Annotated in this window: 14 protein-coding genes; all 14 read left to right on the top strand. The window is 44.3% G+C overall.

Features of this window, described 5'->3' with window-relative positions; translation table 11 throughout:
• Positions 1–17 precede the first annotated feature (17 nt).
• The 14 genes from DUN60_RS06535 to DUN60_RS06465 all read left to right on the top strand — a co-directional run bounded on the left by DUN60_RS06535 (position 18) and on the right by DUN60_RS06465 (position 16,425).
• Positions 18–917 (top strand): ABC transporter permease, encoded by a 900-nt coding sequence (locus tag DUN60_RS06535; RefSeq protein ID WP_054547760.1) that lies wholly within the window; start codon positions 18–20, stop codon positions 915–917.
• A complete protein-coding gene (locus DUN60_RS06530; protein WP_114633542.1) occupies positions 910–2,142 on the top strand; it encodes a quaternary amine ABC transporter ATP-binding protein in 1,233 nt (410 codons plus the stop codon). Before DUN60_RS06535 ends, DUN60_RS06530 begins: the two co-directional genes overlap by 8 nt.
• Positions 2,143–2,449: 307 nt before the next feature.
• A complete protein-coding gene (locus DUN60_RS06525) occupies positions 2,450–2,854 on the top strand; it encodes an Hpt domain-containing protein (protein WP_114633541.1) in 405 nt (134 codons plus the stop codon).
• Positions 2,855–3,121: 267 nt separating this feature from the next.
• Positions 3,122–4,633, top strand: a complete 1,512-nt coding sequence (locus DUN60_RS06520) for a sigma-54-dependent transcriptional regulator (protein WP_065205220.1) — start codon at positions 3,122–3,124, stop codon at positions 4,631–4,633.
• Positions 4,614–5,738, top strand: coding sequence for a glycosyltransferase family 4 protein (locus tag DUN60_RS06515; protein ID WP_114633540.1), 1,125 nt, complete (start codon positions 4,614–4,616; stop codon positions 5,736–5,738). Before DUN60_RS06520 ends, DUN60_RS06515 begins: the two co-directional genes overlap by 20 nt.
• A 251-nt stretch (positions 5,739–5,989) precedes the next feature.
• Complete coding sequence (locus DUN60_RS06510) at positions 5,990–7,366, top strand: O-antigen ligase family protein (RefSeq protein ID WP_114633539.1); 1,377 nt, start codon at positions 5,990–5,992, stop codon at positions 7,364–7,366.
• Between the two features lie 92 nt (positions 7,367–7,458).
• The gene (locus DUN60_RS06505; RefSeq protein ID WP_017094511.1) at positions 7,459–8,244 is read left to right on the top strand and encodes an acyltransferase; all 786 of its coding nucleotides are present in this window, start codon (positions 7,459–7,461) and stop codon (positions 8,242–8,244) included.
• The gene (locus DUN60_RS06500) at positions 8,237–9,373 is read left to right on the top strand and encodes a glycosyltransferase (protein ID WP_114633538.1); all 1,137 of its coding nucleotides are present in this window, start codon (positions 8,237–8,239) and stop codon (positions 9,371–9,373) included. Before DUN60_RS06505 ends, DUN60_RS06500 begins: the two co-directional genes overlap by 8 nt.
• Positions 9,370–10,794 (top strand): GumC family protein, encoded by a 1,425-nt coding sequence (locus DUN60_RS06495; RefSeq protein ID WP_114633537.1) that lies wholly within the window; start codon positions 9,370–9,372, stop codon positions 10,792–10,794. The genes DUN60_RS06500 and DUN60_RS06495 overlap by 4 nt, the downstream gene beginning before the upstream one ends.
• Positions 10,795–11,142: 348 nt before the next feature.
• Positions 11,143–12,243, top strand: coding sequence for a glycosyltransferase (locus DUN60_RS06490; protein ID WP_114633536.1), 1,101 nt, complete (start codon positions 11,143–11,145; stop codon positions 12,241–12,243).
• Entirely contained in the window at positions 12,240–13,427 is a 1,188-nt protein-coding gene (locus DUN60_RS06485; protein ID WP_114633535.1) for a glycosyltransferase family 2 protein, read from the top strand. Before DUN60_RS06490 ends, DUN60_RS06485 begins: the two co-directional genes overlap by 4 nt.
• Positions 13,428–13,436: 9 nt before the next feature.
• A complete protein-coding gene (locus DUN60_RS06480) occupies positions 13,437–14,096 on the top strand; it encodes a sugar transferase (RefSeq protein ID WP_017083640.1) in 660 nt (219 codons plus the stop codon).
• 217 nt (positions 14,097–14,313) lie between these two features.
• Positions 14,314–15,192, top strand: a complete 879-nt coding sequence (locus tag DUN60_RS06470; RefSeq protein WP_114633533.1) for a LysR family transcriptional regulator — start codon at positions 14,314–14,316, stop codon at positions 15,190–15,192.
• Positions 15,193–15,291: 99 nt separating this feature from the next.
• Positions 15,292–16,425: an efflux RND transporter periplasmic adaptor subunit gene (locus DUN60_RS06465; RefSeq protein ID WP_114633532.1), complete on the top strand. Its 1,134-nt coding sequence runs from the start codon at positions 15,292–15,294 to the stop codon at positions 16,423–16,425.
• Positions 16,426–16,434 lie beyond the last annotated feature (9 nt).

Genomic DNA, 16,434 nt, shown 5'->3' with positions numbered 1-16,434 from the left:
AACTATAAGGATATAAAATGGCTGACACCAATTGGTTATCAAGCTTTCCAGAGATGGAACGCGCTGATTTACGAACCATAAAAAAGACGCTAGATGGCGCATACCGTGAATTCTCTCGTGAATACGGTGAAATGATTGAATCTTTATTTGACCCACTTCTTTCATTCCTTGTTTGGTTTGAAAAACTTCTTATCTCAACCCCTTGGATTATAGTCCTCGCCGTTTGTACCAGCCTTGTCTACGCCGCGAGTCGTTCTTGGAAACTGGCTTTAGGTTGTGTCGTTTCTTTGCTCCTTATTGGTTACTTTGGAATGTGGGAAGACACCATGCGGACGCTCAGTATCATTACTGTTTGTACCTTGGTTTCGATATTCTTAGGCATTCCGATTGGTATTGCGATGGCTCGTTCAAATCGAGCTCAATCTATCGTTACACCGATGCTTGATATCATGCAAACCATGCCAGCATTCGTTTACTTGATCCCAGTGGTGATGTTACTCGGCATCGGTAAAATTCCAGGTCTAATCGCCGTGGTTATCTACGCTATCCCACCCGTGATTCGTTTAACCAACCTAGGCATACGCTTGGTCGACAAAGAAGTTCTTGAAGCCGCTACCGCATTTGGTGCGAGCAAAAAACAACGCTTATGGGGTGTTCAACTTCCCCTAGCAATGCCAACGATCATGGCGGGTATCAACCAAACCATCATGATGGCACTGTCTATGGTTGTTATCGCATCCATGATTGGCGTTAAAGGCCTAGGACAACCAGTTCTTAAATCCATCACCAACCAATATTTCACATTAGGCTTGATGAACGGTTTCGCCATTGTTGCCCTCGCAATTCTTTTTGACCGCGCTTCACAGGCATACGCAAGAAGAACCAATGCGCATTTAGGAGGACTCAAGCATGACTAAACCATTGATTGAAATTAGTGGTCTATACAAAGTGTTTGGACCGAAACCGATGTCTGTTATGAACCGAGTTCAGGACGGTGAACACAAAGATCAGATTCTTGCGGACACAGGTCATACCGTCGGTTTAAAAGAGATTAATCTCGAGATTAACCGCGGTGAAATCTTCGTTATCATGGGGCTTTCCGGCTCGGGTAAATCGACTCTAATTCGCCACTTCAACCGTTTAATTGACCCAACTCAGGGTAAAATCATGGTCGAAGGCATTGATGTAATGAGCCTCAATACCAAGCAATTAGAAGAGTTCCGCCGTCATAAAATGTCGATGGTATTCCAACGCTTTGGCTTAATGCCTCATCGCACCGTGGTAGAAAACGTTGCATACGGGTTGGAAGTGCAAGGCATCAAAAAAGAAGACCGTTTAACGAAAGCCAATGAATGGTTAGAAACGGTGGGTTTGAAAGGTTACGGCAAGCAATACCCTGCGCAACTTTCAGGTGGTCAGCAACAACGTGTTGGCCTTTCTCGCGCTCTATGTACTAACGCTGAAATCTTGTTAATGGATGAAGCCTTTTCGGCACTCGACCCCTTGATTCGAAGTGAAATGCAAGATCAGCTTATCGAACTTCAACAGAAGCTTCATAAGACGATTGTTTTCATCACCCACGATTTGGATGAAGCACTCCGTCTCGGCGATCGAATCGCAATTTTGAAAGATGGCGAGTTGGTACAACAAGGCACACCACATGAGATTCTGCTGAATCCAGCCGATGACTATGTAGAGGCGTTCGTTAAAGACGTAAACCGTGCTCGTGCATTGACGGTTGAAACGGTTATGCAGCCTCCTCTCTATCGAATCACTTCAGAAACGATTGAAGGTGCTCTGGCACAAATGAAGATGCTGAAAAACGATTACGCTTATCACGTAACGGATGACGGCTATCAAGGCCTAGTCACACAAGAGAGCCTACAAGACGCCGTTGAAGATGCCTCTGTTCATGACTTCAGTGATGAGATTTACGAAGAGGTTCCTGCTGTTTTACCTGATGCGGTCATTGAAGAAGTTCTACCAGACACCATGTCTTGTGACTACTCCCTTCCAGTTGTCGACGAAGATGGAAATCTGAAGGGTGAATTAGAGAGAAGCGCCGTTGCTGATATCTTCTCTGAAAGTAGCGAGGAAGAAGTAGAAGCTGACCCAAAGCCAAAGATTGATAAAGCTTCGTAGCCTAAACTACTTAACCCCCTCCAAGACCACTGTTGTTAATTCACTGCAGTGGTCTTTTTATTTGTATCGGCCTCGTTTTCTCCTGAGCTCTACCCGCCCTTTACGTTTATAGGCACCTAAGTTTATATTTCATAAGAGAAAACAAATTTAAATCAGTCCGTTAGGCTTGTCACAAACCCTGTAGCAATATGAGTGAGATAGTAATTAATTGCTCTGTTTATACGGCAAGCAGTTGAAATTATTCTAGAAAATGACTAGAACTTATTAGTACTCACGGATATTAGGCTCAATAGAAGGACTTAGTTTGATGAATTCCACTTTAGCGTCAGACACAGCTGCACATCTAAACTCACAAGAAGTTAGCGAGCTTGTTGATGAAAGCGTTCTAGAGCAAATGATTCGAGATACAAGTGCGGATATTATCCCGATCTTGATCGACCATTATGTCGAAGAATCACAAACACGCTTGGTCGCCATAAAAGAGGCTGTCGCTCAGAAAGACGCTCAAACACTTGAGTTCGAGGTCCACACTCTTGGCAGCACCGCGCTCTCATTAGGTAATCGCCCCTTGGGTGAGTTAGCTCGCGCTCTAGAGAAGCAATGTTTAGAACATAATCATGATGCGGCATTTCGACAAGTTGACGAATTATTAGAACTCGCAGAGCGTTCAATCAAAGCCTTGCTTGAAAGAAAAGAGGCTGGTTTCAGTTAACTTTGGATGTTCATCATAAGTATCAGACAAAAACTCAACATAGTCGTTATCAACATAGTCGTTATCAACATAGTCGTTATCAATATAGTGGTTATCAATATAGCCACCATTAACATGCACTCCGGCGTGACCAACAACGCGAGAAGTACATCTATAGTTTGTTAAGAGATTGCATGCGGTAGATAACAAATAAACAAGACTCGTATTGATGGATGCATACCACTATGTTATTGATTGGTTAGGATAAAGTTTCAAAAGGAATACACAATGCGCCCTAAGGTATTGTTAGTTGAAGACTCCACCTCACTCGCCGTACTCTACAAGCAGTACGTAAAAGACGAACCCTACGATATTTTCCACGTCGAAACCGGCGCAGAAGCTAAGATCTTCATTGAAAGGCACTCTCCACAGCTTGTTATTCTCGATCTTAAGTTGCCCGACATGCCAGGTGAAGAAGTACTAGATTGGATTAGCGAAAATGAAATACCGACCGCCGTCATTATCGCGACAGCACATGGCTCAGTTAATATTGCTGTAGACCTTATCCAACGCGGTGCGGAAGATTTCTTGGAAAAGCCAATTCAAGCCGATCGACTTAAGACCTCTGTTCGCTTGCATTTGAAACGAGCTAAGCTAGAGAACCTCGTTGATGATATGCAAAGCAAGTTTGATCGTGACCGCTTTCATAATTTCATTGGCTCTTGCCTACCTATGCAGGCTGTCTATAAGATCATTGATTCGGTGGCGCCAACCACCGCTAGCGTGTTTATTAACGGCGAAAGTGGTACGGGTAAAGAAGTGTGCGCGGAGGCTATTCATCAGGAGAGTCAGCGTAACGGTAAGCCCTTCGTTGCCATTAACTGTGGTGCTATCCCTCGAGACCTAATGGAGAGTGAAATCTTCGGTCACGTCAAAGGTGCGTTTACCGGTGCGACAACCGACCGTAAAGGCGCGGCGATGCAAGCGCATGGTGGCACCCTATTTCTCGATGAGCTTTGCGAAATGGAACTGGAGATGCAAAAGAAGCTCCTACGATTTCTGCAAACAGGTACGTTTACTCCACTCGGTGGTAATCGCGAGATTAAAGTAGATGTCAGAATTATCTGTGCGACCAACCGCGACCCACTGGTTGAGGTCGAAGAAGGACGTTTTAGAGAAGACCTTTACTATCGTGTTCACGTTGTGCCTATCGAGATGCCACCACTTCGTGAACGAGGAAGTGACATTGTGACTTTGGCTAATCACTTTTTGAAATTGTATGCGAAGCAAGACAAGAAGAAGTTCAAATCCATAGACAAAGAAACGCAGAATCTACTTAAACGTTATGTGTGGCCAGGCAACGTGCGTCAGTTGCAAAACATCATCCGTAACATCGTGGTGTTGAACAATGAAACGAGCGTGACCAAAGACATGTTACCGCCTCCAATTAATAAAGTAGACGCGGCTCCAACTTCGAAATCAGTGACACCGATTCGAGTAGCGGCGCCCCAAGCTGCTGTTGTGGAAGCACCCGAAGCTAAGTTGCCACCGATTACTCCTGAAGAGTTGGAGCAATCGTCAGTTGTTCCCGCTAACAACGACCCGATGACGCCCGCATTTACAACAAACGAAGGTGCTATTCGTCCAATGTGGCAAATAGAGCGCGAAGCCATTCAACACGCGATCAATCATTGCGATGGGAATGTGCTAAACGCTGCTGTGTTGTTAGAACTTAGCCCTTCTACCGTTTACCGTAAGAAGCAGGCTTGGGAATCGGAAGATGAGTACAATCAAGCCTAAACAAGGTGTACTCAACGTAAACCTTCATGAGATTTGGCTGTTGATTGACAGCCAAACTTTTGGAGGTATAGAAACACATGTTTTAGAATTAGCACAAGGCCTGATATCTGAAAGCGCTCAGTATTCAGGTGCTGTTCGAATCGTCCTTTTGACTAAGTTTAAGCCTGAAGCGATCATCGTTGAAAAGTTAGATGCGCTGCATATCCCTTATAGTTACCTCTCCGATTTAGCCTCTGGCTGTGCGGATTCAAGCAGTAATAGCGCGACACAGCTTAAACGTGCAGTTCAACATTATCAGCCAAGGCTTATCCATGCTCATGGTTACAAAGCCAGTTTGGTCAGCAAGCTCATAAAAATCTCACCTCGTTTAAGCAATACCAAACAAATCACCACTTATCACGCAGGTGAAACCCCAACAGGCAAAGTATGGCTTTATGACTGGCTCGACCGTTACAGCAGCTTCCTTTCTGATCAGTCGCTCGTGGTTAGTGAGAAGATCAAAGCGAAAGTACCGAGTAAAACCCATCAATTGAATAACTTTGTTAAAGTCCCAACCGGGTTAACAAGCTCTCCTTCATCAGGCCCATTCCATGTTGGTTTTGTGGGGCGATTGAGCCATGAAAAAGCGCCTGATCGATTTGTCGCATTAGCCAAACAGTTTCCTGATGTTCGGTTTGAGCTTTTTGGGGACGGACCCGAAATGGAGGCCTTAGTTAAATCGCAGCCTGATAATGTTACCTTTCATGGGCATCAGACCAATATGGACGACGTCTGGAGCCAAATCGATTTGTTAATCATCCCTTCCCGCTTTGAAGGCTTACCTATGGCGGCATTAGAAGCCATGATTCGCGGCATTCCCGTTCTCGCCACCTCAGTTGGTAACTTGCCTAAGCTCATCGTTCACCAAGTTAATGGTTACCTCGCCAATTCAGAATCTGATTCAGAAACCGCGTTAGTTCTAGAGCAGAATTTATCCTCATGGATGTCATTGACTCGCGAACAACGTGACTCCCTCAAGAATAACGCGATAGAAACCGTCAAACACCAATACTCGCCACAAGCCGTTGTCCCGCAGTTGTTAGAAATCTATCAACTCGACCGTTAATACTCGTCTTAGTAGATAACTGGTTATTTGGACTTGATGATTTAAGTACTTTAGTCAGTTTTATACTGATTCTCAAAATGACAAAACTCAACTCAAGGCTAAGCCCTATCCTAATAATCTAAATCTAAATCAGTTAGTTAAGAAAAATGCATAACTGGCACTCGCTTTGCAATATTTAACATCATGTGTAACTACGTCTCAAAAGATTGTGAGCCGAGTCATTAAGAGTTTATTTGCGAATAGAGGTCACAATGGTCAATCCTGAAGCCAATAGATTGCCTGTCATCATCACGATCAGCGCCTTGTGTGTCGGGCTCGGTATTGTCTGGTACTTCGTGCCGCATCCCGCTGTTATTGTTGCGCTAGCACTTCTTCCTTTGGCTGGAATGTTTGTTATTAACAAAACCTTTTGGATGGTGATACTGTTCGTTGTCTTTTCATTTTTTCGAATCCACGAAGCGATACCTCAACTCTATTCGTTAAAGATACCGCTATTACTCTCGCTAGGCGCGCTTTCCGCTTTGCTCTGGCATGCTTTAATCAGCAAAGAACTTAAAATATTCTGGCACCCTACATTGAGCTGGCTTGCTGTTTTTTGGGCTCTCGTCTTTATCGGCCTGGTCTTCGCGTCTAACCGTCCAATAGCGTTAGCTGAATTTAAAGGCGTGTATTGGAAAATAATGGTGATGACACTCGCTATCGTGTGGCTGGTAAACAGCGTCGAAAACTTAGCAAAGACATCGACAATCATCATGATGGCCGGTTCGTTAGTCGCACTTATTGCAATTAACAACTCAATCAATGGTATCGGATTAGTCGAAGGGTCACGTGTCACTATTGGGCGTGATTTTGGTTCGATGTTAGGAGATCCTAATGATTTAGCACTGGTTCTTTTGTTTCCACTTGCGTTTGCGCTCAGTCAGACGACCACCCATGGCATTCATGCTTTTAAGCGTGTATTGAGTATTGGTGTCGCTGTATTGTTACTGGCCGCTATCGTTGCAACCCAAAGCCGTGGTGGATTACTTGGTGCGCTAGCAGTGGTCGGGATTTTTGCGTTCAAAGTAATACGTTCAAAATCACTGTTGATCACTTTGGGCGCGATCGGAGCGATTGGCCTTTACTTTGTTGCTGGAATTTCAGACAGAGCATCAGGCGGTGCTGCTGAACAAGGGGTTGATGAATCTGCAATGGGGCGAATCTATGCATGGGAAGCCGCGTTCAAAATGGCATTGGATAACCCTTTAACCGGAGTCGGCCTAAACAATTTCTTTTCTAATTACTTCTTTTATAGTTCGCACTGGGACGGACTGAATCATGCGGTTCACAGTACTTGGTTTGGCGTGCTCGCTGAAACTGGCTTTCTAGGGTTGATTATCTTTCTGATATTGATTGGCTCACTGATAAAAACAATACGCTCGACCCTCAAACAGCTTTCAGATACGACCAACGCAATCGACCCAAATCTCAATGCCGCGGCTTACGCCGTATATGCTGGGTTAATTGGCACCATCGTCTCGGGTACCTTCCTAACACAAGGCTTCAACTGGCCTATCTATATCCTTTCCGCATTGATTGTTGCTGTTGCGAACGTATCTCATACTGCCTGTCAAAATGAGAAAATCTAAAAGCCAACTTGTAACACATTGAAAATAATAAACTTATTAAATGGCACAATATATGAAAGTACTTCTATATAACAAAAAAGAGGATTTTCATTATGACGTCAGTATCTATACATCAATTCAAACATTGGCTTAAGTTTCACCCTAATTCTCGAATTAGAAATGTGTTTATCATTTTGAAAAACATCAGAAGCACAGAGCTACCTACCCCTCAAGTACTTAATCGCTGCCTATACCAAGCACACAAGCTTGTCGTGAATTTGGTTTCTGGTTTTACTCGGTTCTTCTACTGGACACCAGCTTTCAAAGGTCGTGTCGCTCAATGTGGGAAACGCCTGTATTTATACGGTGGCCTCCCTTTCGTGAGCGGTCCGGTACAAATTACGATTGGCGATAACTGCCGTATCTCTGGCCACACGACATTCTCTGGTTGTACCCAACCGCTTGAAGGCTTGGAACACCCACTACTGTCGATTGGCAACAATGTAGACATCGGTTGGCAATCGACTATCGCAGTTGGAGGTAAAGTCGTTATCTCCGACAACGTACGCATCGCTGGCGGCGCTTTCCTGTTTGGATACTCTGGACACCCGCTTGATGCAAAACGTCGAGCACTAGGTGAAGGAGATGACCCTCAGCAAATCGGCGACATCATTCTTGAACAAGATGTATGGCTAGGCACCAATGTTACCGTTAAAGGTGGCGTAACCATCGGCGAAGGTGCCGTAATAGCCGCAGGCAGCGTGGTAACAAAGAACATCCCTGCCTTTGCAATCGCAGGCGGTAACCCTGCTCGAGTTGTCGGTCAGATTAAATCCGTTGAAGTGACAGAGTCCGATGTATTCGATTCGTTAGAGACTCATGGAGGCGACCATGCGTGATTTAATTGTATTTGGTGAAGACTTTGGCGGTCTGCCTTCATCGACTCAACACTTGGTTCGCCACTTGGCTAAACAACATAAAGTCTTATGGGTCAACTCTATTGGTCTTAGACAGCCAAGATTGTCAGTTAAAGACATCAATCGTGCATTCAACAAACTGACAGGGCGAAGCAACGCTGTTACTCAAAACATGCTGGATCCACAAAACGTCGCTGATTCAAACGACCAAGGCAACATAACGGTTGTGAACTTGAAAACCATTCCTGCGCCTTCTTCTAAGTTGTCTAGAAAACTGGCTCAGCAAATGATGTTACGCCAGTTGAAGCCAGTTATTGCCGAGCTGAAGCTTCATGCTCCTATCTTATGGACTTCCCTTCCTACCGCTGTTGATTTGTGCGGACACTTAGGCGAGTCAGCGGTTGTTTATTACTGCGGGGATGACTTTAGTGCGCTCGCGGGCGTTGACCACAAAACTGTCGCACAGCATGAATTGGAATTGATTGAAAAATCAGATCTGATCTTCGCTGCTAGTGAAAAGCTGATGGGCAAATTCCCTAGTGAGAAAGCTCAACTCTTACCACATGGTGTCGATGTCGGGCTATTTTCTACACCAGCTCCAAGAGCACACGACTTGCCAAGCCACCACCGCCCGACTGCAGGTTTTTACGGAAGCTTATCTCAATGGCTGGATTACGACATGGTCAAACATGTGGCGACAGCAATGCCGGAATGGGACTTTGTATTCATCGGCCCTAATGAGCTTGATACATTGTCGTTGCCTAACTTCGATAATGTTCATTACTTGGGGCCTCGCCCACATCACACGTTGCCAAGCTATTCACAACACTGGGATGTAAGCCTATTACCTTTCGTGGATAACGAACAGATCCGAGCATGCAGTCCATTAAAGTTGATGGAATACCTAGCCGCGGGAACTCCTATCGTGACCACCCCTTTTCCTGCAATGGTTCCTTATAAGAATCACGTTACGTCCGTTGATAATGGACAACAGATGGTCGAAGCTCTCGAGCAAAGCCGTCACCTTGAAAACTCGCCAGTATCTGTTGTCTCCAAAGACAGTTGGCAGAACCGCGGTAACTTCGTACATTGGATGTTGGAGCTATTATGAATAATCTGAAATTGCGGTTATTAGTCATCATCAATGCCATGTGGCGCCAACGCTACGTTATAGTTCTACCAATCCTTATTTTGCCCTTTGTAGGCTTTGGTGTGAGCAAGTTGGCTCCGACTAAATATGACGCGCATACCAGTATGTTGATTCAAGAAACGGCCAAGATGAATCCATTCTTGGAAGACATCGCCGTTTCTACCATGCTCAAAGACCGCCTTAACGCGTTGAGAACACTACTTCATAGTCGACATGTGCTTTACTCGGTCGCTGATGAACTGCAATTAACCACGCCTGATATGCCTGAAATTGAGAAACAAGAGATCATTACTGACCTATCTCAACGTCTAACGGTGACTCAGCTTGGAAAAGATTTTCTAAAAATCAGCTTAAGCTCAAATACGCCAGATGGAATGGAAGCGACGCTTCGTTCGGTAAGTGAACATTTTATTGAGCAACTGTTAGCACCAGAACGTTCTTCGATTGAAGACTCGAGTAACTTCTTGAAAATTCATATAGATAAGCGCAGTGCTGAACTTGAAGTAGCAGAAGAAGCCCTTGCCTTATACATGAATGAGAATGTTCATTCGACGCCTGAGGTACAAAGCCAAAGTTTGAATCGCTTAGCGTCACTCAAGCAAACACTGGCAGAAAAAGAGGCCGAGTTATCCGGTGTTGAAAAAAGCTTAGGGTCAATCGATCAACAGCTTTCAAAAACCAACCCAGTGATAGGTCGAATAGAAGATCAGATCATCGATATTCGCAGTGAACTGGCTCTACTTCAAGCCAAATACACAAACAAACACAGTGCCGTACAGGCTAAAGTTCGTGAACTAGACAGACTTGAAAATGAGAGAAAGAGTTTACTCGATGTAACTCAACCTACGATGAACAGTGACCAGCTTTGGGACATTGCAAGTAGCACGACACTGAACAAACTGTCGGATACCCAACCTCTTTTAGTCACCCAATTACACAGTTTACAACTGGTTCGCGCTCGCTTTGAATCTTTGACAGAAGAGACTAAAAGCCTTCGTACTATGATCTTTGAATTAGAACACAAGGCGAATAACTTCGGCGAGAATGCAAAAGAGATGTATCGCCTTAAACGTCAGGTAGACATCAAGCGCCAGCTATCCGATGAACTCACAGAGCGTTATGAAATGGCTCAACTAACGGGTTCACTTGGTGTGTTCGAGCAAAACAAACGTGTGAAGATTATCGATTTGCCCTTCACGCCTAGTATCAAATCTAACATACCTTCTTTTGTATTTGTTCTGGCTGGTTTCGTTGCCGGTATCGGCCTTGGCATTGGGTTGGCGATATTGTTTGAGCTGTTTGACTCTTCAATCAAGCGTAAAGATGAAATTGAAGAAATCTTAGGTGTCCCTGTGATTACTGTTATCCCTAAAATGAGTTGATTAGCCTTAAAGCCATTTTTTAACTTGCTAGCTTCTTAGCTTCCTAGTGCAAACGCCAACTCTCGGTTGGCGTTTTTCAATTATTGATCCCACTTTCGATTTCCCCTGAACTTTCTCCATGATTTAACACCATGATTCAAACAGCCATTCATTCGTATTCTGTTTTGATTCCCATTTTGAGAAATGAAAATCCCCCTAGAATCATTCGCCATAAGCCACTGAAATATAGCAACTATTTAATTGGCACAACTCCTGCAATCTCCTTGTGTAGTCAAACGTTTTAAAGAAGTTACTTCAAGAGAAACGTCAGAAAGGCGAAACAAGAATTATAAAGGCAGGGTCCAAATTATGAATAACCAGATAACAAAGCATGGCAAGAAGATCATACACGTTGTTCAACACCTTGCCCCAGGCGGATTAGAAACCCTAACGTTAGATTTGCTTCGCCTTGCTAAACCAACAGACCAAGTGTTGATCGTCAGTCTTGAAGGCACGAAAGCAGAATCCATCGCAAACTGGCCGAAGCTGAAGCCTTACCACAACCAAATCGTGTTTTTGGACAAAGAGCCCGGTGTTCAATTCAACATCATCATAAAACTCATCAAAGCATTTAGAGGAATTAGCCCTGATGTTGTTCACACGCATCACATAGGCCCACTGCTCTACGCGGGTTACGCTGCCCGCGTATCAGGGGTTCCCACTCGAATTCATACTGAGCATGATGCATGGCATTTGAAAAATAACAAACGTCGTCGCTTACAAGCATTAGCACTTAAAGCCGCTCAGCCAACTTTGGTGGCCGATGCAACCCGTGTTTACAACCAACTTCGCTCTGCCTTTTCATACAACAATATCATCACGATTAAAAACGGTGTGGATTGCGAGAAGTTCAAACCGATGTCAAAAGCAAACGCGAGAGCAACACTCGATCTACCAACCGATAAACACATCGTAGGTTGTGCGGGACGTTTAGAACACGTGAAAGGTCAAGACCAACTGATTAAAGCGCTTACCTTACTTCCTACTAACACTGTTGTCGCATTGGCTGGTGATGGTTCAAAACGCAAGCAACTGGAACAACTCACTGACCGCTTGAATTTGAGCGACCGTGTGATATTCCTTGGCCTTATTGAAGACATGACCACCTTTTACGGCGCTTTGGATACCTTCTGTTTACCTTCTCGTCATGAGGGGCTGCCACTTTCTACACTAGAAGCTCAGGCGTGCAACATCCCTACCGTCGCGATGAATGTAGGAGCTGTCGATGAAACCTTATGTCCAGTCAGCGGCGCCCTCGTCAAAAGCGGCAGCATTGTGGGGTTAGCTAGTGCGCTATTAGAAAAGCAAAATGAACGCTTTTTATCACCTCGTCGTTACGTACTCGACAACTTCGACATTGTAAAAATGGTTGCCTCTTACAACGATATCTCAGAAGGAGTTTGCGCATGATTGACTGGTTGCTTGCAGGACTTTGCTTATTCTCTGGTGCGCTGATTGTCTACCATCACGCCGCCTATCCACTGTTACTGCGTTGGTATGCGAAAAGTCACCCTGCGCGTCAAATTGAAGAGAGCCATCGTTGTTATAAAGACGAACAACAAGATTGCACACTACCCACCATTACCATTCTTGTGCCCGCATTTAACGAAGAACAATGGATCGCAGATAAAGTTCGTAACCTTGCTTCATTAGATTACCCAAAAAAGAAGCTACAAGTGATTATTGCTTGTGATGGCTGCACTGATAACACGGTAGAAATCGCCGAAATGACGATTCAAGAAGCGATGTGCAGCGATATCTATTTCGAGATACATGACCACAAGACCAACCGAGGAAAAGTTGCGGTTATCAATGAAGAAGTGACAAGTATAAAAAGCGATATTACGGCGCTAAGTGACGTATCAGCCCTTATTTCATTGGATGCATTGCTTATTGCAGCGGCTCATTTTGAAAGTGACAAGGTTGGTGTGGTAAACGCAACGTATCAACTATGCCCTACAGGCAATGAAGGCGAAAACGCCTACTGGCAGTATCAAACAGCCGTTAAAGAGTCTGAGGCATCATTAGGTTCTAGCTTAGGTTCTCATGGCGCTTTCTACTTGTTTAGAACACACCTGTTTGAACTGCTTCCACTCAACACTATTAATGACGATTTCATCTTACCGATGCAAATCGTTAAACAAGGTTACATCGCAGAATACGAAACCCAAATGGTTGCATTAGAGCTAGAAGAATCAAATTTAGAAACAGACTTCAAAAGAAGACTTCGTATATCAGCGGGCAACATGCAACAAGCGATTCGATTGTTTGGCTTATTCAGCCCTAAGTTCAAGGGCATCGCATTTGCGTTCTTCTCAGGAAAAGGACTTCGCCTCCTAACACCATATTTAATGATCGTGTGTTTAGTGTGTTCCATCTTGCTTAGTAACTACTTGGTGTTTGAAGCACTGTTATGGGCTCAAGTTACCGTTTATACCATTGGCGTACTTGGTTGTATCTTGCCAAAGCGTCTAGTAAACAAACCTATTTCATTAATCTCTTATTTGATAGTTGGACACTATGCCAACTTCATTGGTGGCATTCGTTACCTAATCGGACTAGAAAACTCACCTTGGACACGAGCGAATCATTAAGGACTTATTATGATGAACATTGAACAGCTATCTACTCAAAACTTATACCAATACAAAATCTCACGTGCTAAACGTACGTTCGATTTCGTTAGCTCATTGATTGCGGTGATTTTGTTAGCGCCAGTATTTCCATTGATAGCGATGGCAATTGCACTTACTTCTCGCGGTCCTATTTTCTACCGCCAATTGCGTGTCGGTAAATCTACGCCGGAGAAAATGGCAATCTTTGAAATCATGAAGTTCCGTAGCATGTACGAAGATGCAGAAACGCGTTCTGGCGCAGTCTGGGCTACCGCGAATGACCCACGAATTACACCCGTTGGACGCTTTTTGAGAAAGACACGTCTTGATGAACTCCCACAGTTGTTCAATGTATTGAAAGGTGAAATGTCTCTAATTGGTCCACGCCCTGAACGCCCTACTTTTTACACCAAACTAGAAAACGAAATCCCTTATTTTGCTGACCGTACATACGGCGTAATGCCTGGTATTACGGGGCTTGCACAAGTAAATCAAGGTTATGATACCTGTATTGATGATGTACGTCGTAAAGTGGGCTTTGACCATAGTTACGCATTAAGCCTATGTTCTGTTAAGTCTTGGATTGCCGCTGACCTCTCCATCATTTCTAAAACAATCATTGTGATGGTCGACGGTCGAGGTCGCTAAACTGATATGGTGTGAGGTGAAAGAACAAGTTGCCAAGTCCAAGGTAAAAAATAGAGCAGTCTTGTCCGATGTGAACACAAAGCCAGCTTTGATAATGATTGATCAGCTGGCTTTTTACTGTCTTAAAACAAGCCAAAACCAAGAACGCTTCGATTTTAAAATCCAATTGGTATACGATGCCAACATACTGTTCTAAAAACGATTAAATGCCGTTGTTATGAAAATCGAAGATCTTAAGCTCTTTACCACTGTCGTCGAGCTGGGTAGTTTTACTGCCGCCGCCAATGCACTTGACCTTCCCCGAGCTAACGTTAGCCGTAGAATTAATGACCTTGAGAAGTCTCTCGGCATTCAACTGTTCTTTAGAACCACACGAAGCCTATCCTTAACCAAATCTGGCGAGTTGTATTACAAAGAACTCCTCAATGCATTAAGTGCGCTCGACAAAGCGAATTATGTCGCTTCCAACCTTTCAGAAGTTGCACACGGGCAAATTAAGATTGGTCTATTACCTGAAACCAGCGACATCATGCAGTCGACTCTGTTTAAATTCCAAGATATGTACCCTAAGGTTGAGCTCGATATTCGCAACATTAGCAACGGCTTTGTCGATATGTACCGTCAAGGATTAGACCTCGCGATGCATGGTGGTACGTTGAGCGACGCTAACGTGGTTGCTCGTAAGGTGATGGTTCTGCAACGTATTTTTGTCGCAAGCCCTGAGTTTCTAGAGAAACAAGGTACGCCCTCAAACCTAAGAGAGCTCACCAATTACCCATTTGTTTGCTTCAGGTGGCCAAGTGGCGACATCGATAAACAATGGGAGATCAAAGATCACACCATCAAAGTTGAACCTTCGGTCGTCAGCGACAGCATTGGCTTCGTGAAAGGCGGCGTAATACGACATAGAGGCATCGCGTTGTTACCAGAACTCTTGGTACGACAACAACTCAAAGACGGCACCTTGATTAACCTGTTCCCTGACGAGAATCTCCAAAGAGAAGAAGCATGGCTGCTCTACCCTCAACGGAAAGCGTTAAGCCATTCCGCGCAGCTTTTGATTGATTTTTTATTACAAGAACTTCCAAAACTATAGCTATTGTAACGAATAATGTGACAGTGTTTCGCGTGTAGACTAGATTATCTAAACAAGACTGAAAGATAGAATTACTCCATAAATTGACAGGAGTAATCCATGAAGCCTATATCTCAACATTCATCTATTTTTCAGCGTTCGTCGATATTTCAACAGACGCCTATTTTCAAATATACAGTCATTGCACTAAGCCTAACCGCCCTGTTTGGTTGTAATACCTCAGAGGCGACAGCGCCTCAAAAACAAACGCGACCGATTCAAGTGATCCAACTTGAGCCTCTTTCTCATCAGGTTGAAAAATCCTTCACCGGTAAATTGCAATCATCACAAACGGCTGGCGTCGCATTTCGTGTGCCTGGCACTATTCAAACAATGATGGTCTCGGTTGGTGAGTCAGTAAAGAAAGGCCAACCACTTGCGCAGTTAGACCCTCATGATTACCAAGTCGCCTTGGAAGAGTTACAAGCCCGCTCTCTTGAAGCCAAATCCGCACACAAGCTAGCTAAGGCTGAACTTGCTCGAGTGAAACAAGCCATTGATGACAACGCGATTGCCGATGTTAATCTGGATCGTGCAATCAGCGGTTACGAAAGAAGTGAAGCGGCGGTTAAAGTCGTGGAACAGAACATACGCCGTGCGAAAGATTCGATTCGTTATACCCAATTACTCGCCCCATTTGATGGTGTGGTTGCGGCATCGAACTTCGATCAGTTTGAACAAGTCCTGCCGGGCATTTCGGCTTTCACTATTCACAATCCTGATCAGCTCGAAGTTAAAATCCAAGTCCCAGAAAACTTGATTCATGAATTCAAGCCGAATCAAACCGCTGTTATCAATTGGTATGGCTCAGAGAAAAAGTTGATTGGGTACACCGCTGAAATTGCAACGTCACCTCACCCTATTAAACAAACCTACGCGGTTACCTACCATGTAGAGACAACCAATATGTCAGTATTGCCAGGAAAAGCCGTCACATTGACAACTCAACTTGGCGACGCTAGCAGTAATTTCTGTTTGCCGTATTCAGCGTTGGTGAATCAATCTGGCATCGAGCAAGTGTTCACGGTTAAGAACGAACAAGCTCATGGCGTGACTGTGGACGTGGTTTCGATGTCTCAAAATACCGTATGTGTTGAATCAACGCTCAACGATGGCGATTTCGTCGTGGTGAGTGGTGCTCAGTACGTCATGGAAGGCCAACACTTCTCCGATATTCAAGTTAAGAGTCTGTAGGTAAATCAT

Origin of the sequence: Vibrio splendidus (genome assembly GCF_003345295.1) — a bacterium.
Taxonomy (GTDB): domain Bacteria; phylum Pseudomonadota; class Gammaproteobacteria; order Enterobacterales; family Vibrionaceae; genus Vibrio; species Vibrio splendidus_K.
Note: the sequence above shows the minus strand (reverse complement) of the source record. Positions and strands in the feature narration are given on the sequence as shown.